Source organism: Butyrivibrio sp. XB500-5 (assembly GCF_003625505.1).
GTDB lineage: Bacteria > Bacillota > Clostridia > Lachnospirales > Lachnospiraceae > Butyrivibrio.
The window spans coordinates 63,786-89,423 of sequence record NZ_RAIS01000002.1; the positions used below are offsets into that span (position 1 = coordinate 63,786).

The following is a 25,638-nucleotide window of genomic DNA, read 5'->3' on the forward strand; positions in this document are numbered from 1 at the left end:
TACTCACTCTGCATCTGAAACGAAACGTTCGAAACCATTCTTATTGATCTCTTCCACAAGTGAAGCATCTCCTGTGTGGATAAGCTTACCCTTTACGAGAACGTGTGTGTAATCAACATGAAGAGATTCCAATATCTTTGTGCTGTGTGTAATTATAAGAAGAGCTCCGTCCTTCTTTTTCTGATATTCCATGATTCCCTTGGAAACTGTTCTAACTGCGTCGACATCAAGTCCCGAATCGGTCTCGTCAAGAATTGCGAGCTTGGGATTAAGCATAAGAAGCTGAAGGATCTCAGACTTTTTCTTTTCTCCTCCGGAAAAACCTACGTTAAGATCTCTGTCCGCATACTCTTCATCCATAGAAAGAACTTCCATTGAAGACTTGAGTGCTTTCTTATATGCAAGAAGCTTGATAGGTTCACCTGTCTGTGCATGGCTTGCATTTCTTATGAAGCTTGAAAGTGAAATTCCGGGAACTTCGTAAGGATTCTGGAAAGATAAGAACATTCCGGCTTTCGCTCTCTTATCGGCAGAAAGCTCTGTGATATCCTGTCCTTCAAAAAGAATTTTGCCTTCTGTAACACAGTAGTGGGGATTTCCCATTAATGTATAACCGAGAGTAGACTTACCTGCTCCGTTTGGTCCCATGAGCACATGTGTCTCTCCCGGTTTAATATCTAAATTGATCTTATGAAGAATGGGCAATTCATTATCAATTGCCACCGATAAATCTTTAACCTGTAATAACGACTGCTCTGCCATAAAAATAAGTCCTTTCTCCCTTTTCCTACTAACTTGGTAGGAATCATGATAACACCTTGCCATTTCGTTGTCAATTGACAAACAATGTAAAGTTTATCACAAAAGCTATTGACATACTACCGAAAAGTCTTTAAAATACAATCTTGTCAGTACCAAGCGGGTGTAGTTCAATGGTAGAACACTAGCCTTCCAAGCTAGATACGTGGGTTCGATTCCCATCACCCGCTTTTGTCATGCCCATAATTAATGATCATAAAAGAAATTACCGGCAAGTATTTCGCTTGCCGGTTTTATTATGCCCAAAAAAGAGCACAGAAAAACCCCGATGCACGAATGCACCGGGGCTCTATGTACTGACTAAAAGCAATTGATTAAACTAGTACTACTTGGTGTTAATTAAATCTAATTGAATTAGTTATTATTTTGCAGATGAAGCGTCTGCTGCTGCATCCTCAGATGAAGCCTCTGCTGCTGCGTCCTCAGATGAAGCGTCTGTAGCTGCGTCCTCAGATGAAGCCTCTGCTGCTGCGTCCTCAGAAGTAGCCTCTGTAGCTGCCTCCTCAACAGTAGCCTCTACTGTAGCCTCAACAGATGTCTCCTCTACAGATGTATCAGCTGCTGCCTCACCACATCCTGCAAGGATAGCTGCTGAAAGTGTTGCGATTGCAAGTAAAGTTACGATATTCTTCTTCATAATTATAATCTCCTCTTTTCTGTATACTTTGCAATTATAATGATTGCAAGACAATTGCTTCAGTACAAGTAGAGATTATAAACTGTATGACGTGTAATGTCACTGACATATCCGTGCATAAATTCTTAAGATTTCCTTAAGATTTTGTGTAATTTTCACAAATCGTTATAGCTGCCGATCTCGGCCTTTCCCGCTCCTGTAGCGGAATCCAGGCTAATTACAAGGGCAATTCCTTCTTTGTCTGCGGATTTGAGATCTCCGCACTCAAGCGTGTGTGAAGTATTGTTTTCGTCTTTTATAACGACCTCCCACTCCGAGCTCGTAACATTTACGTCAAGAACCGCGCCCATGAGGGTGTAGCCCTGCTCAAGGACAACTCCTTCGCCCAAAAGATTGTCTGAATATGTATCAGCTGTAATATCATGAATCTTAACTTCAATAATATTAAGCCCCGTCTTATTGATTATGTATGAACCCAAGTCCATGTGCTTGGCCTCTTCGTCTTTAGCATTCTTTTCAGAAGAAAGAGTTTCGTTCAGCGTACTCTGCAAACTCTGATACTCCTGCGTAAGTCCTGTTATATCCGGAAGAACCGCATCAATTTTTTTATCACTCATCTTGGTAAAATCGATGCTTTCGATCTCGGCCTCCCTCTCAGCAAGTGCTTCAAGTTCACTCTTCTTGGAAGAATCCGTTATATCAAGAAAGGTTTCCTCCGCTGCTTTTTTTGCTTCAATAAGAACCTGCCTTGTAGTCTCAGCTTCATGTAGCTTTTCCTCAGACGGCTTGCAGGCTACGAGCATTGTTCCTGTCAAAAGAACTGTCAAAGCGCCTATCATAATTCTTTTTTTCATAATCTATCCCCCGAAATATTTAATGCGTATTCGGGTTCATTGTAATAGTAATCAAGAATTAGTGCAACAACATGTGTATAACTTACTTTTCCCGTAAGCACACCGTTTACTTTGAGATTGGTATCTATAAATGTATCTGCTGCCTTTTTAACTGTTTCAGTCTTGATAACAGCGTGCTTCTCAACACGTTTCCAAGCCTCTTGGGTAACGAACTGATTGTCATACTTAACCCTGGCGGATATCTTTACATGTGATTCATACTCCTCTTTACTGACCGCTCTGTAGAAATCGTTGTTTATGTAATTGAGAACGCCCAGATAACCGCTGTATCTAAATACCACATCGTCGGATCTGATGCAGGCAAGGAAGCCAAAGAAATTAGCCTCGTCTTCATATATATAGCCGTGGGTGTGTGCAAGCTCGTGACACATCGTAAAAGGCTTGTTCATGATAGACATCGAGGTGTTGTAATTAGCTTCCATTGAGAACGGAAAATAATAACCTTGCATATACTGCTGGCACATAAAATCAGAGTAATGAAGCGGTTTGGGTGTCACATAGTAACCGCCAAGTCTGGGATATTCCAAGGAAAGATTCTGCATTGCTCTTATCGCAGTCTCCTCCATATTTCCTTCGTAAATGACATTTCCGTACTCATCATGAGGAACCTTTTTCGACAGATCATTGCACTGCATCACGACAAAATCACGCAGATCCGCAAGCTGCTGAAGATCATATCTTCTTTCCATCGGAGCATCATATACTCTCAGCTTGGAAGTGTGATAAAGAACAAAACAGTTAAGCGACATTACCGCACATACCACAGCCATCAGAAAAGGTGTTATTCGATAGAGCTTTCCCGAAATAAAATCAAACACTCTTTTTAACTTGAAAAAATCGAATCCAAGATTTCTCGCACCCTTCTCATAAATAAGCACGAACGTGTGAAGCATGATAAATATGACCACGAATGCGATAAACGCAACAAGGATCACCAACATCACTTCTCCTATCGAGAATCCAAAAAGGCTTGTAAGCCTTCCGTAGAATCCCGTAATGACCGGAAAGACATTGGTGACATAGAAGTCAGAAAAAGCCGCACTTCTCCATGCAGCCAAGTTCAAAAAAACTGAGAACAAAATAAGCGAAGCTATTGTCGTGAAATAAGCTCTTTTTCCCTTACTCATATATTCCCGCCCTCATCATTATTGTATAAAAATTCTACAATACAAATATGGACGCAAAATGACCAAACAGGCGCTTCTTCGTTCATATTTTGGACATATTTTATACAGCTCGTTGAACGACAATGTTCACCCCTATATAATTGTTATTATGAAAAGAGATATCGAATACATTTATGAAGATGAAGACATATTGGTGTGCCGTAAGCCGGCCGGGATCGCAACGGAAGGTGCCGGTGTTCGTGAAGCGGATCTTGTAAGCCTTTTAAGAAACTATCTTGCGAGAAAAAACCGCGGATCCGGCAGCACAAAAGCTCCTTATATAGGAACTCTCTACAGACTTGATAAGCCCGTAGAGGGTGTCGTTGTGGTTGCCAAAAACAAAACCGCTGCTTCAGATATCGCAAAGCAGATCAAGAATCACTCTACGGAAAAATACTATTACGCTATCTGCTACGGAAGCTTACCGGAGACTTCGGATCGCCTTGAAAACTACCTTGTAAGAAGAGAAGACAACGGCCTTTCCATGACCGTCTCCAAGGATGAAGCCGATACACTTAAAGATAATTCGATCACTCTTTTATCAGGGGAAAAAATAAGGATAATCGGCGGCGATGTAAAGAAAGCCGTCCTTGATTATAATGTCGTAAAAAGAAATCCCGAAACAACTCTCGTTGAGATAAAGCTTTTAACAGGGCGCTTTCATCAGATAAGAGTGCAGTTCTCTGCGCTCGGGTTTCCTCTTCTTGGCGATGACAAATACGGCTCCGATGCGTCAATTGCCTACTCTAAAGAGAACGGAATCAAAACCGTTAATCTTGCCTGTTACAAGTTTGGTTTTAAGCATCCGAAAACTCACAAAAAAATGTCTTTTCAAATAACTCCGACCGCCTTTAATATCTGATTCTATGGTATAATATATACATCTAATGGAACCCGCCGTCTTTGTCTTTTCCGGGAGGTATCTGCTATGTATAAGAAAGGCGATAAAGTCATCATTCTGGATTACAATCAGAAGCCCATTGTTCCTAATGTTGTTGCAGTTGTTGAGGATGTGATCAAAGAGGATCGCGTCAGGCTCCTTATGCCGGACAACGGCTGCTGTCTTGAGTTCACAGAGCATCTTTCCAAAATCAGCGAAGATAAATATGAGAAGATTCTTAATGCTGTAAAAGAAAGGGAAAAAGAACTCCCTGTCGATCTGCAGCTTGATATAAGAAAGTTTGCTTCCAAACATCCTCGTCGCAGAAAAGACGAGATCCTTCAGATGTTTGAACAGGACAAGAGATATGTTTCTATTCTGAATGCGTACACAGGCAGAGTAATGATGTACGGAAAGGAAAACATCAACTCTCATTTCCTGTATGAGTACAAGGATGCGCTTTATGGAATCGTAAAGACAAGAACGTTCTTCCATGAGCTTGATGATTCTATTCCCGTGCCTGATCTTGTGTGATATCACTTGATTCTTCTTTTGTGATGTAGAGAGAATAACCAAGAAGTAAGAACGCATAAGGCGTTGAAACAACGGTAGAAAAAGATACAAGACCGTTTATTAAATATGCAAATATCGGAAGCGCGCAGATTACCGCTGCGTGCTTCTTTTTATCTTCTGCTTTTATGAGTTTAAAAAGTACATGACCGAAAACAAAAAGATAGCTCAAAAGACCTATTGCACCGTTTTCTATCAAAAGAGTCAGATACATGTTGTGCGCATTGGTAAGCCTGTTTCCGTCAAAGACATTTATAAAAGATTCGCTCCAAAAGGGATTTCCATAGGCATATGAATAAAAGCAGTCCTGTCCCACTCCGACTATCTTTCTGAACGGATCGAGACCGGCGTACATATCCAAAGACATTCTCCAGATAATACCTCTTCCGTTTCCGAAATCATCGCCGTAAATTCCAAATATAAATATTGCTGCTGCCACCGCACCTATTATGGTCAGTACGAAAAAGAACTTTTTGTATAAATTCTTTTTCCACTGATAGCTGACCTCTTCCATAAATCTTGTAAGTCTGTAGACAAAAAGAGCCAGCGCCATCAGTACTATTCCGATGTGATGCATGCAAAGCCGGATCAGTAAATTGTCTTCATAGGTATATCTTTTTCCAAAGAAAAATATTAATAGATACACGCTCGCCATTGCGATTCCAAGTGTAAAGAGCTGGATCAAAAAAGCCTTGAAGAGCTCTCTGTCACTTAATCCCATGAACAAAAGAAGCAAATAAGTTCCCGCGATTATCAAAAGACCGCTTTCGCTTCCCTGAACAAGAAGTGCCACAGTACCTGCAATCACATATGTTTCGCATATGAAAAACTCTAAAGAAAACCTCTTTTTCGTCGCAGCGATCCCGACTCCGAAAGGCACAAAGATTGATAGATAAGCCGTGAACCAATTTATATTTCCAATAGTTGAAAGAAAACTTCCGTCAGAAGCGGAAACTCCAAGCGGATATATCCCGAATCTTCCGAGTATCGCCAAGATGCTTATCGCAAAAGGAATCAAAAGAACTGTCGCATAAGCTCTTTTGACCTCAATGCCGTCTGAAAGAACACATGCAAAAAAGATAATAAAAAGGAACGACAGAAACCCCATTCTCCATCCGTCGAGGCCGAGGAATGCAGTCTTTTTATCAACAGAAAAAATAAATGTGGTAACGCCTGAAAATAACAGCGCTCCAAAAACACCGATGTTTAGGCGTAATTTAAAACGCAGCATTGTAATAACGCATGCCGCAAAGAATACTCCGCCGAGCATCAAGAACAGCATTCCTTTTGCCTCGCCGAGTTTATAAAAACCGTCCTTCGTAAAAAGCGGAAGGACGGTGATTATTAATAATAAATATAATAAGGTTATTTTCTTATATGTTCTCATATTAGGTCAAACTTTGAAGCGGTATCCTACGCCCCAGATTGTCTCGATATACTGAGGATTGGAGGTATCGTATTCGATCTTCTCACGGATCTTCTTGATATGAACCGTTACGGTTGCGATATCACCGATGGAATCCATGTTCCAGATCTTTCTAAAGAGCTCTTCCTTGGTAAATACGTGATTGGGATTTTCCGCAAGGAAAGTAAGAAGATCAAACTCCTTGGTCGTAAAGCTCTTCTCCTCATCATCAACGTATACTCTTCTGGCTGTCTTGTCGATCTTAAGACCTCTTATCTCGACAAAATCATTTTCCTCATGACCCGATCCAACGAGTCTTGAGTATCTTGCCATGTGTGCCTTAACACGGGCAACAAGCTCCGAAGGGCTGAAAGGCTTGGTGATATAATCGTCTGCTCCTAGGCCCAGTCCTCTTATCTTGTCGATGTCATCCTTCTTGGCTGATACCATAAGGATCGGCACATCTTTCTTCTCTCTTATTCTCTTACATACCTCAAATCCATCCATTCCGGGAAGCATGAGATCCAAGATAACAAGATCAAATTCCTCGGCAAGTGCCGTCTTAAGTCCGGCATCTCCTGTGTTCTCGATAGAGACTTCAAAATCGCTAAGTTCAAGGTAGTCCTTCTCAAGATCAGCGATAGCCTCTTCGTCTTCAACAATAAGTATTCTGCTCATCCTTTTCTGCCTTTCTTTGCGTTATGATTCGTGGTCTACTGTGACTGTTTCCGAACTGTTTGCATATTCGATGTATTTCCTCAAAACGAAATGCATACACGTTCCTTCTCCCTCATGGCTGGTCGCCCAAATGTATCCGCCATGATCCTCTATTATCTTTTTAACTATTGATAATCCTATTCCGCTTCCGCCCTGTCTTGAGTTTCTGGAAGCGTCCGTTCTGTAGAATCTATCGAAGATGTTCGGTATGTCTTTCTGCGCGATTCCCTTACCGTTATCCTCAAGCTCTACTCGAATGGAATCAACCTCATCAAGGATCCTGATATCGATCTGACCGCTGTCATCGTCTCTGTCGAGATACTTGACGCTGTTGCTTACAATGTTGTTGACTACCCTCTTTATCTGCTCGGGGTCTGCAACTATCTGTGTATCGGGACCCGTGAGGTTCGAGTAGTTAAGCTTGATCGACTTACTCTCAAGATCCGCTCCGATCTCCTCGATACAATCACCAAAGTATTCCGCAACATTTAACTTGACGAAGTTATACGGAATTCTGTTGTTGTCTATGCTTGAATACAATGTCAGCTCATTTATAAGGTTGTTCATGTCGTTGGCCTTGTTATAAATGATCTTGACATATTTTTTCTGTTTCTCGGGATTGGCCGCAACGCCTTCCAAAAGTCCCTGCGAATATCCCTTGATCGCCGTGATGGGCGTCTTAAGGTCATGAGAGATATTACTTATAAGCTCTCTGTTCTGCCGCTCTCGTTCTATCTTTTCCTCAGCGGATTCCTTGAGCCTTAGTCTCATGTCCTCATAGTTACGATAGATTGCTCCGATCTCACCTTTTTCTTTTACATCCGTAGGCAGCATATAATCAAAATTACCGTCCTTGATATGCTGCATCGCAACGTTCAGTTCATCTATAGGTCTAAAGAAGCTACGTCCGATCCATGTCGTCAAAAGAATACTTGTCAAAAGAAGTATCAGTATGATCGCCACGAACATGTAGATAAGAAGCGATGTCGTAAATGCCGTCCGGATTCCTGATACTATGTATAAACTTCCGTGAGCTCCGTCTGAAAACTCAAAATCATATTGTCTTACAAGGTGCTTGGAGCTGGTGTAGTAAACGCCTTCAATTCCCGAGCCGTAACCGGGAAGCTCATCCACAACTTCTTTGGCCCGCGCCCTGCTTTTGACGTAATAAATATTGTCGTCTTTTTTTACTATTATATAGGAATATCTGGATGCTATCTTCTCATCCAATTCCTGTAAAAACTGACCGCTTTCCAATGTATAGGGGTAAATGCTTCTCATGAGATTGATCTCGACAACAATGTTGTCGGTCATTCTGGCGAACGTTCCGCCCGGATCAGACACCATTCCGTAGTCCACAACACTGGTATATTCCTGAATCTTTTGGTCATAGAGTATATACCTGCCGACTACAAGGAATGTACCCACAGCAAGTATAAGTGGTACTACTACTATTGCAAGTGATGTGATAATAAGCTTAGTACGGAATCGCATAACTTCCCCCTACATACTACAAGTATACCATATTTTTCGTAACTTTTACCCTTATCTTCTTGATATGACAAAATATCTTTGATACACTTTTAAGCGAATGGCGGAATACGTTTTCCAGCCGACAGGAGGATTTATAATGGTTAATTGGAAAAATCTGGATACACTCGCATCCTATGGCGAGCTCAAGAAGGTTTCCCGTGTGAACCTGGCTGAGGTGATGTCAGGCGATAACGGCGCAAGCAGAGTTAAAAATTATTCCGTACCTATGGCTGCGGGACTTAACTTTAACTACGCTGCAAAAGAAGTTGATGACAATGTTTTAAACGCTCTTAATGCTCTTGCCAAAGAGGCACAGCTCTCTGAGAAGTTCGAGGCTCTCTACAACGGCGAAGTTATCAACACAGGTGAGAAGAGAATGGTTCTTCACCAGCTCACAAGAGGTCAGCTCGGTGGAAATGTTGTTGCCGACGGCGTTGACAAAAGAGATTTCTATGTAAAAGAGCAGAAGAGAATTGCTGATTTTGCAAATAAAGTTCACTCAGGCGAGATCGCTAACGCAAAGGGTGAAAAATTCACAACAGTTGTTCAGATCGGTATCGGCGGAAGTGACCTTGGTCCCCGCGCTATGTACCTTGCTCTTGAAAACTGGGCACACAGAACAGGCAACTTCAAGATGGAAGCTAAGTTCATCTCTAACGTGGATCCCGATGACGCTTCCGCAGTTCTTAACGGAATTGATGTTGCTCACTCTATCTTTATTCTTGTATCTAAGTCAGGTACAACACTTGAAACACTTACAAACGAATCATTCGTTACAGACGCTCTTAAGAAGGCAGGTCTTGATGCTTCCAAGCATATGATCGCAGTTACATCAGAGACATCTCCTCTTGCAAAGAGCGATAACTACCTTGAGGCATTCTTCATGGATGATTTCATCGGTGGACGTTATTCTTCTACTTCAGGCGTTGGCGGAGCAGTTCTTTCACTCGCTTTCGGTCCCGAAGTATTCGCTGCATTCCTTGACGGTGCAGCAGAAGAAGACAAGCTCTCAGCTAATCCCGATATGCTTAAGAACCCTGCAATGCTCGATGCCATGATCGGTGTTTACGAGCGTAACGTTCTTGGTTATGACAGCACAGCAGTGCTTCCTTACTCACAGGCACTTTCACGTTTCCCTGCTCACTTACAGCAGCTTGACATGGAGTCAAACGGTAAGAGTGTTAACCGCTTCGGCGAGCCTATCGATTACGTAACAGGCCCCATCATCTTTGGTGAGCCCGGTACAAACGGCCAGCATTCATTCTACCAGCTTCTCCACCAGGGAACAGACATCATTCCTCTTCAGTTCATCGGCTTTAAGAACAGCCAGCTCAGAAATGATGTAAACATCCAGGACAGCACAAGCCAGCAGAAGCTTTGCGCTAACGTTGCAGCTCAGATCGTTGCATTTGCTTGCGGCAAGAAGGATGACAACCTCAACAAGAACTTCAAGGGTGGCAGACCTTCAAGCATCATCATCGGTGAGGAGCTTGATCCTAAGGCTCTCGGCGCACTCCTTGCTCACTTCGAGAACAAGGTTATGTTCCAGGGATTTGTATGGAACATCAACAGCTTCGATCAGGAAGGTGTTCAGCTCGGTAAGGTCCTTGCTAAGAAGGTTCTTGCTCACGAGACAGACGGAGCTCTTGCAGAGTACTCTAAGCTTTTGAACATCTGATATTGACACATTTAGTGCACTAACATACAATAGCAATAACTTAATAACAATAATCTTCAGGGCAGGGTGCAAGTCCCTACCGGTGGTATAGCCCACGAGCCGAAAGGCATGAATCGGTGAAACTCCGATGCCGACAGTATAGTCTGGATGAAAGAAGAGCTGTGAGAACTTGCTGAGGTTTTATCGAAGCTAGTTCGAACGTCTTACGTCGAGCGTAAGTTCATTGTTTATATATGTTTATTCTTAGCCCTGAACAAAATGTTCAGGGCTTTTATATTGCCCAATGTAATGAAAGGAGCATCGCATGACCGACGAATATTACATGAATAAAGCGATACGACTTGCCAAAAAAGGTGAAGGCTTCGTAAGCCCAAATCCTATGGTGGGCGCCGTTGTTGTTAAACGCGGCGTAGTTATAGGAAAAGGCTATCACCAAAAATACGGAGATCTCCACGCAGAAAGAAATGCTCTTAAAAACTGCAGCGAAGATCCAAAGGGTGCAACCCTCTACGTTACTCTGGAGCCCTGCTGCCATCACGGCAAGACTCCTCCATGCACAGACATAATCATAGAAAAAGAGATCGCAAGAGTCGTTGTCGGAACAACGGATGTCAATCCCATTGTTGCGGGAAAAGGTATTGAGATCCTGCAAAAGCACGGGATTGAAGTTATAGTTGGTGTTCTTGAAGATGAATGCAAGGCACTCAATAAGATCTTCAATAAACACATAACAACAGGATTTCCTTATGTCATCATGAAATACGCGATGACTGCCGACGGAAAGATCGCTACAAGAACGGGAGAATCGAAATGGATCACAAGCGCAGGTGCAAGAGAGTCTGTACACAAGCTTCGCAAAGCACTCAGCGGAATTATGGTCGGTGTCTCAACCGTGATCGCGGATGATCCGCTGCTCAACTGCCGATTAAGTGAGCCTCATATTGATCCCGTCAGAATAATCTGCGATACAAACCTTAGAACGCCTCTTACATCTCAGGTTGTAAGGACCGCTAATGAAATTGAAACGATAATCGCTACTTCCGCAGCCCCTTCCAAGACCTCCGAATATGAAAAGCACGGCTGTAAGATCATGCAGATTCCCAAGAAAGGCGATCACCTTGATCTTCACATTCTTTTTAAGGAGCTTGGATCTCGCGGAATAAACAGCATCCTTCTTGAAGGCGGCGGAACACTTAATTTCAGCGCTCTATCTGAACATCTTGTCGACGAAGTCTATGTCTACATGGCTCCCAAGATATTCGGAGGAAGCGCAAAATCTCCCGTCGAGGGAATCGGAATAGAAAAACCAAGCGATGCTATCAAACTAAATACCATGAAAGTCACGAGCATTGGACCCGACATACTAATACAAAGTGAGGTTGAATATCTATGTTCACCGGAATAATTGAAGAAATCGGATTTGTAAAAAATGTAATCAAAAGCTCCGAGACAGGAACAATAAACATCTCCTGTAAAAAGGTACTTGAGGATGTACATATCGGAGACAGCATAAGCGTGTGCGGAGTATGTCTTACCGTAACAAGGTTTGCCAAAGACAATTTTTTTGCCGACGTCATGAATGAGACTTTTAACCGCTCCATACTGTCTCTTTTAAAAAAGGGATCGAGAGTAAATCTTGAAAGAGCCATGCGCGCAGACGGACGCTTCGGTGGTCACCTTGTCTCGGGACACATAGACGGAACCGGCAAGATAGTATCCATAAAAAGAGACGGTAACGCAGTCTGGCTTGAGATCTCCGCTCCTTCAAACATCATGGAGGGTATAACGCAAAAGGGTTCGATAGCTATAGACGGAATAAGTCTTACCGTAGCAAAGCTTGGGCTTAACTCTTTCTGGGTTTCGGTAATCCCGCACACACTTGTTGAGACGACGCTCGGGGAAAAGAAAATCTCCGATGAAGTTAATCTTGAGACCGACATGATCGGAAAGTACGTTATGAACTTCCTAAACAGAGATTCCGAAAAAGAAAACAGTCCGCAGATAACAAGAGAATTTCTTTTATCTAACGGCTTTTAATTAAGAGGGGTAAAAATGGAAAAAGAAAAAATTATCAAAGCACTGGATGACCTTAAAGAGGGAAAGCTCATCCTTGTGACGGATGATGAGAAAAGAGAAAACGAGGGCGATTTTATCTGCTCAGCGCAGCTGGCTACAACAGAGAGCATCAACTTCATGGCAACTCACGGTAAAGGTCTTATTTGCATGCCGATGAGCGAAGAATTTGCACGTAAGCTCGCACTTGCTCCGATGGTAAGCCATAACACCGACAATCACGAGACTGCTTTTACCGTATCTATTGATCATGTCGACACAACAACGGGCATCTCCGCTTTAGAAAGAGCTCTCACCGCTGTAAAAGCTTCGGAAGACGATGCAAAGCCCGAAGATTTCAGACGTCCCGGCCACATGTTTCCTCTTGTTGCAAAAGAGGGCGGAGTTCTTGTAAGAGACGGTCATACGGAAGCCACAGTAGATCTTATGCGCCTTGCGGGCCTTAAAGAGATCGGTCTTTGCTGCGAGATCATGGGCGATGACGGCAAGATGCTCACAGGAAAAGCTCTGGAAGAGCTTGCCGAAAAATTCGGAATAACCATGATATCCGTTGCCGATATCAAAGAATACAGAAAGGTCTATGACGATCTTGTAGAGTGTGCATCCATCGCCAAGATGCCAACTAAGTTTGGTAAATTCACCGCTCACTGCTATATAAATAAACTTAGCGGAGAGCATCATGTTGCACTTGTTATGGGAGATATCTCAGACGGGGAGGACATTTTATGCAGAGTTCATTCGGAATGTCTAACCGGTGATGTATTCGGGTCACTTCGCTGCGATTGCGGACAGCAATTTGACAGAGCTATGGAAATGATCGCGGAAGAAGGAAGGGGAATTCTTCTTTATATGCGTCAGGAAGGACGCGGCATCGGTCTTGTTAATAAGCTTAAGGCTTACAAGCTTCAGGACGAAGGCATGGATACTCTCGATGCAAACATCGCACTCGGTTTTCCCGGTGATATGCGTGAGTACTACATAGGCGCTCAGATTCTCCGCGCTCTCGGCGTTCATTCACTTAATCTACTTACAAACAACCCCGACAAAGTCTATCAGCTTGCGGATTACGGAATCGTAATAAATAAAAGAGTCCCCATAGAAATCGAAGCCAATCAATTTGATAAGTTCTATCTTCAGACCAAGAAGATAAGAATGGGACATATTTTGAAAGTCTGATGTCATAGGAATAAAGCAGACATTAAAACATAAAAACATAAATCACAATAAGGAGAAGGTTATGAAAATTTACGAAGGAAATCTGGTATCGGAAAAAATAAAGGTGGGAATCGTCGTTGCAAGGTTCAACGAGTTTATCACATCTAAGCTCCTCGGAGGCGCTGTAGATGCTCTTAAAAGAGAAAATGTTGCAGACGACGATATAGAAGTAGCCTGGGTTCCCGGCGCATTTGAGATACCTCTTATCGCCGATAAGATGGCAAAGAGCGGCAAATACGACGCCGTTATCTGCCTTGGCGCCGTTATCAGAGGATCAACATCTCACTATGATTATGTATGCGCGGAAGTTTCAAAGGGCGTTGCTCAGGTTAGTTTAAACAGCGGTATTCCTGTAATGTTTGGAGTTCTTACAACAGACAACATTGAGCAGGCCATCGAAAGAGCCGGAACAAAGGCAGGTAACAAGGGCTTTGAATGTGCTCAGGGCGCTATCGAGATGGTAAATCTTATCAGAAATATCGGTTGATAAAGGCCTGTGATAATTAATCTTATGAGTATTTGAGGAATAAAAAAGACGCTTGATGCTATGCACCAAGCGTCGTATTTTTTAGTATCAAAGCTCTGCGATAAGCTCCATTACAAGGGCTGCACAGTCTTTTGCTGCTTTTGCTTCGAATGTAGGATAATCAACTTCAGCACTTCCGTCTGCCTTATCCGAGATTGCTCTGATGATAAGGAAAGGAACTCCGTTAAGATAACTTGCCTGAGCGATTGCTGCGCCTTCCATCTCTGCGCACATTCCGCCGTGGTTCTTGATAATGTCATCCTTAACTTCTTTGCTGCTGATGAACTGATCTCCGCTGCAAACTCTTCCTTCGTAAACTCCGATGTCGGGAGCAACCTTCTTGATTGAAGCCTTTGCTTTTTCTCTCATCTCTTTGTCCGCTTCAAAGTTAACGGCTCCGATCTGAGGAACTTCGCCTTTAGCATATCCGAAGATTGTGATGTCTACGTCGTGATAGCAAGCATCAACGGAAAGAACGATGTCTCCTATGTTGAGCTTGGAATCAAGTGATCCGGCAACACCTGTGTTGATTACGTGTGTAACATCGAAGAGATCTACGAGTATCTGTACGCAGATTCCTGCATTTACCTTAGCGATACCGCTTCTTACAACAACTACGTCTTTTCCTCCTATGATTCCTTCATAGAATTCCATAGATGCCTTTTTAACGATGCGGTTTACCGTCATGTTACTCTTAAGTGCCTGAACTTCAACTTCCATGGCACCGATAATACCTATTTTCATATCTGTCTCCGTTTTTCTTTTGAGAATTTTTCTTAGAAGATATCGTGATCACTCGGGATATACAAGATGCTTTTCATCAATGTTGTAAAGCGTGTTATCGAGATATCTTTTTGCAAGGAAATTAGCCATTCCAAGGTTCATGTCGAGATAATTTCCGCAGTCTCTGGGACTTGCTCCGGGAACCTCTCCCTTAAAGTCTCTCATAAACTCATACATTCTTGTTACAAGAGGAACGATTGTCTTGGAATCCAGGTCTCCTGCAAGAACAATGTAAAAGCCTGTTCTGCATCCCATGGGTCCGAAATAGATTGTCTTATCCTTGTACTCTTCGTCGTTTCTAAGGAATGTTGCTCCGAGATGCTCCATTGTATGAATCTCTGCTGTGTTCATTACAGGCTCTCTGTTGGGAGCTGTCATTCTAAGATCAAATGTTGTGATGGTTTCCTGTCCAACCTTGTCCTTTCGGGAAACATAAATTCCAGGCTCAAGGTCGATGTGGTTAACCGTAAAGCTAGCGATTTTTTCCATTATGTCTCACTCCTTGTTGGTTTCGTTAAATACCTCATATGAATATTTGAGATATTCTTTTATATTGTCATAATCGCGATTAGCCACCGCTGTATAAATTGTATCCACAAGGAACAACTGCGCAAAACGTGAGCTTGTTATTCCGCTCTTTTTATCTATCTCGGGAGATGTTGCAAAAAGAACCAGATCGCATCCCGTAGTAAGCGGATTGTTGCCAAGCTTGGTTATGGCGATAAGTGTAGCCGCTGTTTCTTTAGCTATTCTAAAGAGCTGCATTATTTCCTTGTTGTTGGCATTGTCGCTAAAGAACAGTATAACATCATTTTCCTGCGCCTGCGAGACTGTCATCATATTCATATGCTGATCTTGATCGAACACTACGTTGTAGTGTATTCTTCTGAGCTTACAATAAAGATCGTACGCTGCGATTCCGGCTGTTCCCACTCCGAATATCTGAATTTGCCTGGCCGCAACGAGTCTTGTGACAACTTCGTTGAAGGTGCCGGCATCAAATAATCTGTATGTAGTTTGAATTGCCTGAACGCTTGTCGCACAGATATTGTCTGCGATAGATTGAATCGAAGTATATTCGTTCACATCTTTAAAAGAAATTCTGGGGCCGCCTTTTTCTGCCTGCATAAGCGAGGTGTTGATCTCCGCATAGTATGCGTTCTTCAGATCTTTTAACCCGTTATAGCCTATGGCCTGAGCAAAGCGAGTCCATGAAGCCTGTGTTGTGCCCGACAGTCTTGCCAGTTCTTTTATGGGATATTGGAAAAGATCTCCCTTTCTTTCAAGAACATAATCAGCAACCATCTTTTCTGATGAAGGCAAAGAGTTATAGCAACTTTTGATTTTCTCACTGACAATATTCATAGGCGCCTCCGCGATATATTATTGAACTATAACCGATATATGAATAGTATATCGCACTTTTCTATATAGAATGAAATTAATTTTCAAAGTTTTTATTACAAGGCATTAAAGTTTTATAAAGCTTACTTTTGGTGCGTTCTTTATGATATAGTCAAAGAGGCAGAATATATTTAGAACTATTTAATTGCGAAAGGAGATTATTTCTATGAAATGGGTATGTCAGGTTTGTGGCTATGTTCATGAAGGCGATCAGCCCCCGGAGGCTTGTCCCGTATGTAAAGCACCCGCTTCCAAATTCTCTAAACAGGAAGGTGATAAGGTTTGGGCATGTGAGCATGTCCTTGGTGTAGCTAGTGAAGCGCCTGAAGAAATAAAGAACGGTCTTCGCGAGATGTTTAACGGTGAGTGTTCCGAAGTAGGAATGTATCTTGCTATGGCTCGCGTGGCTATAAGAGAGGGTTATCCCGAGGTCGGAGCTTTCTATGAGAAGGCTGCTTGGGAAGAAGCTGAGCACGCTGCTCAGTTTGCCGAGATGCTTGGTGAAGTTCTTACAAACTCAACCAAGAAGAATCTTGAGCTTCGTGCAGATGCAGAGTATGGCGCAACACAGGGCCGTGCAGATCTTGCTAAGAAGGCAAAAGAGCTTAATCTTGATGCGATCCATGATGCCGTTCATGAGATCGGAAGAGATGAGGCCAGACACGGAAAGGCATTTGAAGGTCTCTTAAAGAGATATTTCAACTAATTATGTACTAAGATAAATATAAATAAGGCTGAGCGAATCTTGTATTGATTCGTTCAGCCTTTTATTTTGCCATCTAAAATTCTGTCAGCTTTTTAAGGAAATCTTTAAGCTGCTCTATAGGTATTGGCTTGGAATACTTATAACCTTGCAGATATCTTGCATGCATGTTTGTGCAGCGGCCTTCATCTTCATCGTCCTCAACCCCTTCATACAGCACATCATAATCAAGGTCGCTAAACATGTGCGCCAGGTGAGATACGAGTGTTTCAGATTTAGGATCGTTTCTGCTTGCAACTACAAGCGATCTGTCAAATTTTATGATATCAAACGGGATTTCCAATATTCTCTCAAAATTGGAATAGCCTGTTCCGAAATCATCAAGATAGAAGGTGATTCCGCTCATCTTAAGCTCATAGATCTTATCTTTTAACTCTATAAAGTCTTTCTCATTCTGACTTTCCGTGATCTCTATAGCAAGCTTATCAAACGGTATCTCACATCCGCTTACCACATTTCTTACCTTCCTGCAGAAATCTTTATCTCTTACATCAAGTATCGAGAAGTTAACTGAAATCCTTGATATGTAGTAACCGTCTCGGATCAATTTCTTTATCTCTTTACAGGTCTTGGAAAGAATTATCATTGTAAGTGCGTTTATATAATTGTGATTTTCCGCTATCGGTATGAATCTGTCCGGAAATACCATTCCGAGATCTGCGAGCTTAAGTCTCATAAGTGCTTCAGCAGTGTCATAGCATCCGGAAGTTATATTGTAGACGGGCTGGCAATATACAAGGACTCTCGGATCATCCATATCGCCTTTTTCACTTATATCCGCAAGCTGATCCACGATGTATTTATGTTCGTAGAATTTCTCTATATCCTCAGCCTGGACCATCTTGATCTCTTGTTCCGGCATTCTTCCTTCAACATATTCAATAAGTCTTAGGTAATCAGCCGGTTCTTTTATACTGTTGCTTGACTCGGTAATTACTATCTTGTAGTCATTCTTATATATTTTATGCTGCTCATGGAACAGCTCCATCATCTTAACAGTCCTGGCTTCATGGTCGGGATTGCTCTCTTTATCAACGATAAATATCATTCTTCCCGGAGATATTTGGAAAAGCGTGCCTCCTCTAAAGAAATCCATTGTGACTTCTCTTAGTTTTTCTCTGATCTCTTTGGGGTACTTACGGTTATTCTTTTCAAATTCATGCATGAAAAGACTGAATACCAGGATTCCCATCTTTTTCCTGGAAGCGGTATCAATCCTCTCTTCAAAGGAATCTATGTGAAGAGAACCCCACTCAAGGTCGTACGGATTTGCATGGAGCAGATAAAGAACAGCTACTATCGGGAATAAGAATGTCGCTGTGGTAAAAGATTGCTGCCTATTATTAGCCTGAATGATCATAACAAGAGCAGCGACTGCTATAACCCCGATAAAAGCAGTGACAATAGGTCTGTAGGTTCTGTTTCTGTATCTGATGAGCAGATACAACAGCAGCAATACCATAAACAGGTATCCTGCGGCAAACATTTTATGTCCGGTTTGAAGATTGCCGTTTGTATCAACATAAAACCCTGTTTTTGTGATTGTTTGGATCACTTCTGCAGCAGTAATTCCGATTACCGCAAAGGATGCCAGCAACTCATATCTCTGCTCGCCTTTTTGGACAAGCTGAAACGGGTTTTTCATATATACAACGTATAATCCCAAGTTGGTATAAAGAAGGAAATGGTACAGAAATCTAAGTAGATAGACCATGGGAAGTGAAATGACCGATACATGCGTCAGTAACTGATGGAAAAGTATATTACAAATAGCCGCAGCTACCAAGCTTATCATAATGTATCTGAATATGGTAAACTCTCTGCTCTGCTTGATATATGCAACACGAATAAGAACGGTGATAACCATAATTATCGCCATTACCAGTATGTCGCCAACCGGGCTATAGGATGCAAGATAACTCTCCACATTCATAGTCATTCTATTTCCCTCATTAAAGAAGAAAAAAACTTTCTAATTATATGATAACTCATTTAACAAAAAAGCGTATTAAATGCCTATAAATTTTTAAAAAATGTTGAATTATGATCAAATATTGCCGCCTACTTCGCTTTCGATCAGTTCGACAATCGTGTTTGTCGCACTGTGAAGATTGCTGTTTTTCATGTTTTCTATGAAGGTCTCTCTTCTTTCATAGAGATCTTCGATGGTCTCGACAAGAATGTCCTCATCAAGATCATCATTGTCTATTACAAGGGAGAATCCCTGCTGCTCAAAAGATTTTGCGTTGAGCATTTGATCTCCTCTGCTTGATTTAGTGGACAACGGAATAAGGATATTGGGCTTTTTAAGAGCAAGAAGCTCGCAGATTGAGTTGGCGCCTGCTCTTGATACCACTATATCCGCCATTGCAAAGATATCTTTTAGCTCGTTCTTAACGTACTCAAACTGCTTGTATCCGGGAACTGTAAGCTTAAGATTATCCATCTTTTCTTTTCCGCAGATATGTACAACGTTGAAATTGGGAAGGAGTCTGGGAAGTGCGTATCTAACGGTCTCATTTACCGACTGCGCACCAAGGCTTCCTCCGATTACCATAAGTACGGGCTTGTCGTCCGTGAACTCACAGAGCTTCTTTCCAGCTTCCGCAGAGCCCATTCCAAGCTCTTCTCTTATCGGTGTGCCCGTAAGAACCGCTTTTTCTGCAGGAAGGAGCCTCATAGTCTCCGGGAAATTACAGCATATTCTCTTAGCTCCCGTCATGCTGAGTTTGTTGGCAAGACCGGGAGTCATGTCTGATTCATGAACTATATACGGTATCTTAAGTGCTCCTGCCGCTCTGACAACCGGAACACTGACAAAACCGCCTTTTGAAAATACAATATCGGGTTTTATGGTCTTAAGGAGCTTTTTGGCTTCTCCGAATCCCTTGAGAACTCTGAACGGATCGGTAAAATTCTTGGGATCGAAATATCTTCTGAGCTTACCGGTTGCTATTCCGAAATACGGAATATTATAGTCCTCGATAAGTTTCTTCTCGATTCCGTTATATGATCCTATATAGAAAATCTCATATCCTGCTTTCTTAAGAGCGGGAATAAGCGCTATATTGGGTGTTACGTGTCCTGCGCTTCCGCCGCCTGTAAGCACGATTCTTTTGGTTTCATTGTCGCTCAACTTCTGTTCCTTCTTCCATAAAAAATATTAAGGCACAAAGATTCAGTCTCTGTGCCTTATAGTATACCATTTTATTCGGTAATTTCATACGTTAGCATGTCTTTTTCTTCGTACGGGACTATAAGTTCTTTCACGATCTTGTCGGAAAAATCTTTTACTCCGTCAAGCACTTCTTCGTAATTATCCAAAGTCATCTCGCCTTCTCCACTGACCATATTATCAAGCATGAGCTTGTTGATATCAGGCGAGAAATGAAGCGAATCCATATAGTATTCAAGGTTCGTAGCGATATCTCTGTCGTTCTGGAAGCAAAATACCCGCACGTTGTCGTATTGCAGAAGTGCCTTCGTCATCTCTTTTTCATTATAAATATATGCATCTCTTTCGCCGGTCCTTACTATTCCGTCCCACCATAGCATGGAATATACGGGATAAAAGAAAATAAACTGTGTTTCCTGGTGAGAAGCGACCTCGCTTGTCAAAAGAGCAATATTCTTCTCAAGATTCTCGGTGTAAGCGGTCTCTTCCATCATGTCCTTGACTTCTCTTGGTCTGTAATAAAGACCTAGCGCCATGTGGGGGCCGAATTCTTTCCACTTTGCCCAGTTGTAGGAAAGCCCTTCGTCGTAGTCCGATGATAAAGCATTGGCCAGTTGATAAGGTATCTTTTCAAAAAGGACATCCTTATTGAAAAGATACTGTACATCATTAAAAGGATTGTTGTCATACAGATACATGGGGCAACCCGTTGATTCATAGGTTGTTTCTGCATCCGCAGACAGCGATGAAGGATCGATATTGTAAAAGACATATTTGATGTCATGATCCTTAAAGGCCTCGTCCAAAAGGTAGCACAGATCTGCTGTCGCGCCATATGATCTGATGGCTTTTATAGACTTTACATTGTAGGCTTCATCGTACCAGGCATTGTTGTTGTTCTCCATAACGGAAGAACCGACAATAAGCGCGTCATAGTCAAAGTTTCGAAGTGTTCCTATGCACTGATATTCTTTATCATTAAGAACGGCTTTCATTCCAAACCATGGCTTGTGAAAATGATAAAATGGATCAAACGCATAAACCACCGCTCCGATGGCTATCGCAAGTACTATAGCCGTTACGATAAGTCTATTTATGAAATTTGAAGAGTTGTTTTCTTTTTTCATGGTTCTTTTGTTCTATCCGATGATCAGAATTTAAAGTATATAAAGGTACTGACATTTGAAAGCGAAATGAATGACAGGATGAAAAGAATTGCATAAAAGGCCACTTCCTTCTTGCCATATTTTTCTTCTTTAATGATCTCCTGTGTATTCTTTCTTGTCATAACAAAAGCGCCGAGTGCAATATAAATAATCATTGTGATCATTAAAACGGTGTCCGCACTTCCTATCCCCAGCCTGGTGAAAACCTGCCTGAGCACATAGTTCTCCGCCATCTCAAGTTTTCCTGCCGTTCTGGTAAGAAAGCCGGGGTATGTCCAGAAGAAAGCTCTTTTAAACATTCCGAATGCATGCGCCAGATCCTCCGATCTAAAGAACACAAGCGATACAACGAACATAAAAAACGTAAAGGCATTGCCAACGGCACGCGGAACGGTTATGAGGGGATTTTCTCTAAACAAGTACTTTTTCTTTTTACCAAGGCCGTCATCTACTCCGACTATTCCAAGGTCATCCCATACAACAAGAAGTCCCTGCATAAGTCCCCAGCAGATATATGTCCAGCCTGCGCCATGCCACAGCCCGCTTAAGACAAATACTATAAGCACATTTATTATCGTGCGGCGTTTACCTTTTCTGCTGCCGCCGAGCGGTATATAAACATATTTAATGAAGAATCTGGAAAGCGTCATGTGCCAGCGCTGCCACAATTCTTTTGCCGTTGAAGCTTTGTACGGTGAGTTAAAGTTAACGGGAAGCTCTATACCAAGCATCAGGCTTACACCGTTTGCCATATCACAGTATCCCGAAAAATCTAGGTATATCTGGAATGTATATGCGAGCATGACTGCTATCACCGTCAGGGTGTCGAGGTAATATGCCTGCTCAAATCCGTAATTTGCCATTCTTGCAAGCGTGTCTGCAAGGATAACCTTTTTGGAGAGACCTATGATAAAGGATTTTAGACCTTTAGCAAAATTATCGGAATCAAAAGTTCTTTTTCCTTCGTCCCTAAACTGGTCGATCATCTCTTTATGAAAGGCTATGGGACCTTGAATGAGCTTGGGAAAATAAACGGTGTACAAAACGTATTGCAAAAAAGGATAATGTTCTGCCTCGCCGTTTGCTCTGTCCACAATAAAAGAAATCTGTCCGAATGTAAAAAAGCTGATTCCTATCGGCATAAGAATCTCTTTTACGGAAAAATTTGATCCTATTACTGCATTTATGTTATCTACGAAAAATCCAAGGTATTTAAAATAGAACAAGAGCCCTAAGTTAAAGAGCACTCCTATAACTTTGAGCGCTTTAAGCGTATTCTCTTTTGACCTTGTCATTATGAAACTAAGCAGGTAATTTACACAGATACTGATGACGAGCACGATCAGGAATGACGCGCCGAATGTGTAATAGAAATACAGTGACATAAGAGTCAGAAACCCGTCTGCCACTGTATTTTTATGAATTCTGTTAAGCATGTGCCATCCCGCCAAAAGGACAGGCAGGAAAAGCAATATAAATTTAAAGGAATTAAAGCCCATTTGCTATCTCCATGATATCTGATTCATGAAGAGTATAACACAGTTTTATTTGGCAAGTCTAATTACATTCCAGCTTCTTGCGGGAAGTTTGCTTGTAAGGATACCCTTGGTAACCTTGGTTGCCTTGGTGTTGTCTACAGGCTTAACGTTGTCAGGATTCTTCTCGGTATTAACAGCCTTGAGGTCCTTATGTGTAAGAACGCTGTGCTCAACTACCTTGTATCCTGCATACTGACGAAGATCACAGGTAAGATCAAAGTCATCTTCAAGACTCTTGTTTACAGCAAAGATAGTAAGTGCTTCGTTCTCTTCATCTGCCACAACTACGCTGTCTACGAAAGGAGCATCTCCGTGCTCTGATTCGTATGTAGGTACCTTAACCACTGTGTTGAGGACCTCTCCTCTTCCGTATACGCTGGTCTGCATATAAGGATAGAAGATTGTCTGCTTCCATGCACCTGTATCTGATGTCATGATAGGTGCGATTACATTAACGAGCTGTGCAAGACATGCGATCTTTACTCTGTCGGCGTGTCTTAATAGTGTGATAAGCATTGAGCCTACAAGGAGGGCATCTTCAAAGTTATAGACATCCTCGAGCTGATGAGGATGCTCAACCCATTTCTCAAGCTTCTTGTCCTGTTCGTTGGAATGATACCAAACGTTCCACTCATCGAATGAAAGGTTTATCGTCTTGTCAGATCTCTTTATAGCTTTAACATAATCACAGATGCTTACAACCTGGCTGATGAACTTATCCATTGCTACGCTGCTTGCAAGGAAATTCGGTGTATCATCCTTCTGGTTTCCGTAATATGTGTGAAGTGAAAGATAATCTGTAGTATCATAGCTGTTCTCAAGAACGATTCTCTCCCACTCACCGAATGTTGCCATTCCAAGTCCCGAAGAACCGCAAGCAACCGTCTCAATAGTGGGATCTACAAGTTTCATGATATGTCCTGCTCTTCCGGCCTTGCGTCCGTACTCCTCTGCAGTCATATGACCCATCTGCCAAGGTCCGTCCATCTCGTTTCCGAGGCACCAGAGCTTAATGTTATAAGGATCCTTAACTCCGTTCTTGATTCTCATATCACTGTAGAGAGTTCCGCTCTTAATATTGCAGTACTCTACTACATTCTTGGCATCCTCGATGCCTCTTGTTCCCAAGTTAATGGCATACATGGGCTCGGTCTTAACCTTTTTACACCAGTTCATGAACTCATCAAGACCGAATTCATTGGTCTCAACAACACCCCATGCGAGTTCGATTCTTCTGGGTCTGTTCTTCTTGGGTCCCACACTGTCTTCCCAATTGAATGCAGAAACGAAGTTTCCGCCGGGATATCTTACGATAGGCACCCCAATCTCTTTGATAAGCTTAGCTACGTCTTTTCTGTATCCGTCCTTGTCCGCGAACTTGTTTCCGGGCTGGTATATACCTTCGTATACCGCTCTTCCGAGATGTTCTATAAAGGAACCGTAGATACGCTTGTCGACTTTACTTATGGTAAAGTCACGATCAATACAAATCTGTACTTTGTTTTCTGTTTTTTGCTTTTTCATTTTAAATACCTCTAAAATAATTCAACGTTATATAAAACAATATACTCTATTCTTTACAAAAAGAAAATGGAAAAAAGCGATTATTTTCAAAAAAAATGATAATATATATGTATCCTTATTGGAAAACTACGATAAAACGCAACAGGAAGGAACCATCATGGCTAAAAAGAATATTTTTTTGAAGCTAGGAATTGCATCTGCGCTTTTCAGCGGCATTTATGCTTTCAGTAATTATATTTATAAAATTTCTTCTTTTCCGCACCAGCACAAGGACAGTGATCCCGACTTTTCTCCCGAGATCACAGGCGGAAGGATGTTTATCAGAAATCACCCCGACAAGAGGGATATGTATATAGACAGCATTGACGGCCTCCGTCTTCACGCTTCTTACATCCCGTCTGAATCGGAGAGTCATAAATATGTTATCCTTATCCACGGTATCTGGAATAATTCGGAATACTGCGGTATCTATGCCAAGCATTATCTCGAAAGAGGCATCAATTGTCTTCTTCCGGACCTTAGAGGCTTTGGTAAGAGCGAGGGTAAATACGTTGGTTACGGCCTTGATGACAGGCTTGATATCATGGAATGGATCTATTGGATCGTTAAAAGAGATCCCGATGCACATATTCTTTTACACGGAATGTCCATGGGTGCTGCAACAACACTTATGACCACGGGAGAAAGACTTCCTTCAAACGTTAAGGCGGCGATATCCGACAGCTCTTATTCAAGACTTGTTGAGCAGTTTGCTTCTTCGTACAAATTATTCAAGGGCTCATTTGTTCCGCTTCCGATAGCTCTTTTTGTATCAAGGATCGTAATCCTGCTTCGTTCGGGATTTGATATCAACAAAGTCAATCCCGTTGACGCGGTTAAAAGATCCGAGACCCCGACACTCTTTATTCACGGTGATGACGACACTTTGATCGATCCTCATATGTGCTCCACTCTGTATGAGGCTGCGAAATGTCCCAAGAAATACTGTATGATTCTTGGTTCGGGTCATATCGAAGCTGTTGTAAAAGATCCTGAGAATTTCTGGGGTAAGATCCGTACTTTCCTTGAATCGACTGAGTTTTAAGAAGATAATTTCCAATTAGCATAAAAGACGTAGCTAAAAAGCTGCGTCTTTTTTTGTTTTATTATGAA

24 protein-coding genes, 1 tRNA gene and 1 riboswitch are annotated in these 25,638 nt (G+C 42.1%); of the genes, 10 read left to right on the forward strand and 15 right to left on the reverse strand.

Annotated features, from left to right (window positions below; translation table 11 throughout):
• Window positions 1–3: 3 nt before the first annotated feature.
• Complete coding sequence (gene sufC, locus D6856_RS05045; RefSeq protein ID WP_120686030.1) at window positions 4–762, reverse strand: Fe-S cluster assembly ATPase SufC; 759 nt, start codon at window positions 760–762, stop codon at window positions 4–6.
• 156 nt (window positions 763–918) lie between these two features.
• On the opposite strand from sufC, the gene D6856_RS05050 reads away from it, so the two are divergent.
• Window positions 919–989 (forward strand) — tRNA-Gly (locus D6856_RS05050).
• Between the two features lie 191 nt (window positions 990–1,180).
• Here D6856_RS05050 and D6856_RS05055 read toward each other — a convergent pair.
• From D6856_RS05055 to D6856_RS05065, 3 genes are all read right to left on the reverse strand, one after another.
• Window positions 1,181–1,456, reverse strand: a complete 276-nt coding sequence (locus D6856_RS05055) for a hypothetical protein (protein ID WP_092245027.1) — start codon at window positions 1,454–1,456, stop codon at window positions 1,181–1,183.
• 155 nt (window positions 1,457–1,611) lie between these two features.
• Window positions 1,612–2,310 (reverse strand): hypothetical protein, encoded by a 699-nt coding sequence (locus D6856_RS05060; protein WP_120686031.1) that lies wholly within the window; start codon window positions 2,308–2,310, stop codon window positions 1,612–1,614.
• Window positions 2,307–3,497 carry a DUF3810 domain-containing protein gene (locus tag D6856_RS05065; protein ID WP_120686032.1) on the reverse strand — a complete coding sequence of 397 codons (1,191 nt, stop codon included), beginning with the start codon at window positions 3,495–3,497 and terminating at the stop codon, window positions 2,307–2,309. The genes D6856_RS05060 and D6856_RS05065 overlap by 4 nt, the downstream gene beginning before the upstream one ends.
• Before the next feature lie 58 nt (window positions 3,498–3,555).
• On the opposite strand from D6856_RS05065, the gene D6856_RS05070 reads away from it, so the two are divergent.
• Together D6856_RS05070 and D6856_RS05075 are read left to right on the forward strand one after the other, a co-directional pair.
• A complete protein-coding gene (locus tag D6856_RS05070) occupies window positions 3,556–4,398 on the forward strand; it encodes an RluA family pseudouridine synthase (RefSeq protein ID WP_120686033.1) in 843 nt (280 codons plus the stop codon).
• Between the two features lie 66 nt (window positions 4,399–4,464).
• Window positions 4,465–4,950 carry a hypothetical protein gene (locus tag D6856_RS05075; protein ID WP_092245037.1) on the forward strand — a complete coding sequence of 162 codons (486 nt, stop codon included), beginning with the start codon at window positions 4,465–4,467 and terminating at the stop codon, window positions 4,948–4,950.
• Here D6856_RS05075 and D6856_RS05080 read toward each other — a convergent pair.
• The 3 genes from D6856_RS05080 to D6856_RS05090 all read right to left on the reverse strand — a co-directional run bounded on the left by D6856_RS05080 (window position 4,925) and on the right by D6856_RS05090 (window position 8,602).
• Window positions 4,925–6,268: an O-antigen ligase family protein gene (locus tag D6856_RS05080; protein ID WP_158588838.1), complete on the reverse strand. Its 1,344-nt coding sequence runs from the start codon at window positions 6,266–6,268 to the stop codon at window positions 4,925–4,927. The two genes, D6856_RS05075 and D6856_RS05080, sit on opposite strands and share 26 nt — an antisense overlap.
• Window positions 6,269–6,379: 111 nt before the next feature.
• Window positions 6,380–7,069 (reverse strand): response regulator transcription factor, encoded by a 690-nt coding sequence (locus D6856_RS05085; protein ID WP_120686035.1) that lies wholly within the window; start codon window positions 7,067–7,069, stop codon window positions 6,380–6,382.
• Between the two features lie 21 nt (window positions 7,070–7,090).
• Window positions 7,091–8,602, reverse strand: a complete 1,512-nt coding sequence (locus D6856_RS05090) for a sensor histidine kinase (RefSeq protein ID WP_092245046.1) — start codon at window positions 8,600–8,602, stop codon at window positions 7,091–7,093.
• 136 nt (window positions 8,603–8,738) lie between these two features.
• Between D6856_RS05090 and D6856_RS05095 the strand changes: the two genes are divergently transcribed.
• The 5 genes from D6856_RS05095 (at window position 8,739) to ribH (ending at window position 14,094) form a co-directional block, all read left to right on the forward strand.
• Window positions 8,739–10,319 carry a glucose-6-phosphate isomerase gene (locus D6856_RS05095; protein ID WP_092245049.1) on the forward strand — a complete coding sequence of 527 codons (1,581 nt, stop codon included), beginning with the start codon at window positions 8,739–8,741 and terminating at the stop codon, window positions 10,317–10,319.
• A 48-nt stretch (window positions 10,320–10,367) separates the two neighbouring features.
• A riboswitch (FMN riboswitch) is annotated at window positions 10,368–10,482 on the forward strand.
• 141 nt (window positions 10,483–10,623) lie between these two features.
• On the forward strand, window positions 10,624–11,724 hold the full coding sequence (ribD, locus tag D6856_RS05100; protein WP_120686036.1) for a bifunctional diaminohydroxyphosphoribosylaminopyrimidine deaminase/5-amino-6-(5-phosphoribosylamino)uracil reductase RibD: 1,101 nt from the start codon (window positions 10,624–10,626) through the stop codon (window positions 11,722–11,724).
• Window positions 11,709–12,356, forward strand: coding sequence for a riboflavin synthase (gene ribE, locus D6856_RS05105; protein WP_120686037.1), 648 nt, complete (start codon window positions 11,709–11,711; stop codon window positions 12,354–12,356). The genes ribD and ribE overlap by 16 nt, the downstream gene beginning before the upstream one ends.
• A gap of 15 nt (window positions 12,357–12,371) precedes the next feature.
• Window positions 12,372–13,568: a bifunctional 3,4-dihydroxy-2-butanone-4-phosphate synthase/GTP cyclohydrolase II gene (locus tag D6856_RS05110; RefSeq protein ID WP_120686038.1), complete on the forward strand. Its 1,197-nt coding sequence runs from the start codon at window positions 12,372–12,374 to the stop codon at window positions 13,566–13,568.
• 61 nt (window positions 13,569–13,629) lie between these two features.
• Window positions 13,630–14,094: a 6,7-dimethyl-8-ribityllumazine synthase gene (gene ribH / locus D6856_RS05115; RefSeq protein WP_092245061.1), complete on the forward strand. Its 465-nt coding sequence runs from the start codon at window positions 13,630–13,632 to the stop codon at window positions 14,092–14,094.
• A gap of 87 nt (window positions 14,095–14,181) precedes the next feature.
• On the opposite strand, the gene D6856_RS05120 is transcribed toward ribH, so the two are convergent.
• The 3 genes from D6856_RS05120 to D6856_RS05130 are packed head-to-tail and all read right to left on the reverse strand — an operon-like array spanning window position 14,182 to window position 16,281.
• Window positions 14,182–14,877 (reverse strand): 5'-methylthioadenosine/adenosylhomocysteine nucleosidase, encoded by a 696-nt coding sequence (locus D6856_RS05120; RefSeq protein WP_120686039.1) that lies wholly within the window; start codon window positions 14,875–14,877, stop codon window positions 14,182–14,184.
• Window positions 14,878–14,925: 48 nt separating this feature from the next.
• Window positions 14,926–15,405, reverse strand: coding sequence for an S-ribosylhomocysteine lyase (locus D6856_RS05125; RefSeq protein ID WP_120686040.1), 480 nt, complete (start codon window positions 15,403–15,405; stop codon window positions 14,926–14,928).
• Between the two features lie 6 nt (window positions 15,406–15,411).
• The gene (locus tag D6856_RS05130) at window positions 15,412–16,281 is read right to left on the reverse strand and encodes a MurR/RpiR family transcriptional regulator (protein WP_120686041.1); all 870 of its coding nucleotides are present in this window, start codon (window positions 16,279–16,281) and stop codon (window positions 15,412–15,414) included.
• 205 nt (window positions 16,282–16,486) lie between these two features.
• On the opposite strand from D6856_RS05130, the gene D6856_RS05135 reads away from it, so the two are divergent.
• A complete protein-coding gene (locus D6856_RS05135; RefSeq protein ID WP_120686042.1) occupies window positions 16,487–17,026 on the forward strand; it encodes an NADH peroxidase in 540 nt (179 codons plus the stop codon).
• Between the two features lie 73 nt (window positions 17,027–17,099).
• Here D6856_RS05135 and D6856_RS05140 read toward each other — a convergent pair whose 3' ends face one another.
• The 5 genes from D6856_RS05140 to arfA form a co-directional block, all read right to left on the reverse strand.
• Window positions 17,100–19,022 carry an EAL domain-containing protein gene (locus tag D6856_RS05140; RefSeq protein WP_120686043.1) on the reverse strand — a complete coding sequence of 641 codons (1,923 nt, stop codon included), beginning with the start codon at window positions 19,020–19,022 and terminating at the stop codon, window positions 17,100–17,102.
• Window positions 19,023–19,130: 108 nt separating this feature from the next.
• On the reverse strand, window positions 19,131–20,219 hold the full coding sequence (locus D6856_RS05145; protein ID WP_120686044.1) for an undecaprenyldiphospho-muramoylpentapeptide beta-N-acetylglucosaminyltransferase: 1,089 nt from the start codon (window positions 20,217–20,219) through the stop codon (window positions 19,131–19,133).
• Between the two features lie 71 nt (window positions 20,220–20,290).
• Complete coding sequence (locus D6856_RS05150) at window positions 20,291–21,385, reverse strand: SGNH/GDSL hydrolase family protein (protein WP_120686045.1); 1,095 nt, start codon at window positions 21,383–21,385, stop codon at window positions 20,291–20,293.
• A gap of 23 nt (window positions 21,386–21,408) precedes the next feature.
• Window positions 21,409–22,860: an MBOAT family O-acyltransferase gene (locus D6856_RS05155; RefSeq protein WP_243114037.1), complete on the reverse strand. Its 1,452-nt coding sequence runs from the start codon at window positions 22,858–22,860 to the stop codon at window positions 21,409–21,411.
• A gap of 108 nt (window positions 22,861–22,968) precedes the next feature.
• Window positions 22,969–24,486: an arabinosylfuranosidase ArfA gene (gene arfA, locus D6856_RS05160; protein ID WP_092245088.1), complete on the reverse strand. Its 1,518-nt coding sequence runs from the start codon at window positions 24,484–24,486 to the stop codon at window positions 22,969–22,971.
• Between the two features lie 157 nt (window positions 24,487–24,643).
• Here arfA and D6856_RS15095 point away from each other — a divergent pair, with 157 nt between their 5' ends.
• Window positions 24,644–25,570 carry an alpha/beta hydrolase gene (locus D6856_RS15095; protein ID WP_158588839.1) on the forward strand — a complete coding sequence of 309 codons (927 nt, stop codon included), beginning with the start codon at window positions 24,644–24,646 and terminating at the stop codon, window positions 25,568–25,570.
• The last annotated feature ends 68 nt before the right edge of the window (window positions 25,571–25,638 follow it).

Excerpts from the sequence above, each read along its gene's own strand:
- D6856_RS05075 (WP_092245037.1), top strand. The coding sequence starts at position 4,465 with ATGTATAAGAAAGGCGATAAAGTCATCATTCTGGATTACAATCAGAAG.
- ribE (WP_120686037.1), top strand. The coding sequence starts at position 11,709 with ATGTTCACCGGAATAATTGAAGAAATCGGATTTGTAAAAAATGTAATC.
- ribD (WP_120686036.1), top strand. The coding sequence starts at position 10,624 with ATGACCGACGAATATTACATGAATAAAGCGATACGACTTGCCAAAAAA.
- D6856_RS05135 (WP_120686042.1), top strand. The coding sequence starts at position 16,487 with ATGAAATGGGTATGTCAGGTTTGTGGCTATGTTCATGAAGGCGATCAG.
- ribH (WP_092245061.1), top strand. The coding sequence starts at position 13,630 with ATGAAAATTTACGAAGGAAATCTGGTATCGGAAAAAATAAAGGTGGGA.
- D6856_RS05090 (WP_092245046.1), bottom strand. The coding sequence starts at position 8,602 with ATGCGATTCCGTACTAAGCTTATTATCACATCACTTGCAATAGTAGTA.
- D6856_RS15095 (WP_158588839.1), top strand. The coding sequence starts at position 24,644 with ATGGCTAAAAAGAATATTTTTTTGAAGCTAGGAATTGCATCTGCGCTT.
- D6856_RS05125 (WP_120686040.1), bottom strand. The coding sequence starts at position 15,405 with ATGGAAAAAATCGCTAGCTTTACGGTTAACCACATCGACCTTGAGCCT.
- D6856_RS05055 (WP_092245027.1), bottom strand. The coding sequence starts at position 1,456 with ATGAAGAAGAATATCGTAACTTTACTTGCAATCGCAACACTTTCAGCA.
- D6856_RS05085 (WP_120686035.1), bottom strand. The coding sequence starts at position 7,069 with ATGAGCAGAATACTTATTGTTGAAGACGAAGAGGCTATCGCTGATCTT.
- D6856_RS05130 (WP_120686041.1), bottom strand. The coding sequence starts at position 16,281 with ATGAATATTGTCAGTGAGAAAATCAAAAGTTGCTATAACTCTTTGCCT.
- D6856_RS05080 (WP_158588838.1), bottom strand. The coding sequence starts at position 6,268 with ATGCTGTTCTTGATGCTCGGCGGAGTATTCTTTGCGGCATGCGTTATT.
- D6856_RS05095 (WP_092245049.1), top strand. The coding sequence starts at position 8,739 with ATGGTTAATTGGAAAAATCTGGATACACTCGCATCCTATGGCGAGCTC.
- sufC (WP_120686030.1), bottom strand. The coding sequence starts at position 762 with ATGGCAGAGCAGTCGTTATTACAGGTTAAAGATTTATCGGTGGCAATT.
- D6856_RS05150 (WP_120686045.1), bottom strand. The coding sequence starts at position 21,385 with ATGAAAAAAGAAAACAACTCTTCAAATTTCATAAATAGACTTATCGTA.
- D6856_RS05120 (WP_120686039.1), bottom strand. The coding sequence starts at position 14,877 with ATGAAAATAGGTATTATCGGTGCCATGGAAGTTGAAGTTCAGGCACTT.
- D6856_RS05155 (WP_243114037.1), bottom strand. The coding sequence starts at position 22,860 with ATGCTTAACAGAATTCATAAAAATACAGTGGCAGACGGGTTTCTGACT.
- arfA (WP_092245088.1), bottom strand. The coding sequence starts at position 24,486 with ATGAAAAAGCAAAAAACAGAAAACAAAGTACAGATTTGTATTGATCGT.
- D6856_RS05060 (WP_120686031.1), bottom strand. The coding sequence starts at position 2,310 with ATGAAAAAAAGAATTATGATAGGCGCTTTGACAGTTCTTTTGACAGGA.
- D6856_RS05140 (WP_120686043.1), bottom strand. The coding sequence starts at position 19,022 with ATGACTATGAATGTGGAGAGTTATCTTGCATCCTATAGCCCGGTTGGC.
- D6856_RS05065 (WP_120686032.1), bottom strand. The coding sequence starts at position 3,497 with ATGAGTAAGGGAAAAAGAGCTTATTTCACGACAATAGCTTCGCTTATT.
- D6856_RS05110 (WP_120686038.1), top strand. The coding sequence starts at position 12,372 with ATGGAAAAAGAAAAAATTATCAAAGCACTGGATGACCTTAAAGAGGGA.
- D6856_RS05070 (WP_120686033.1), top strand. The coding sequence starts at position 3,556 with ATGACCAAACAGGCGCTTCTTCGTTCATATTTTGGACATATTTTATAC.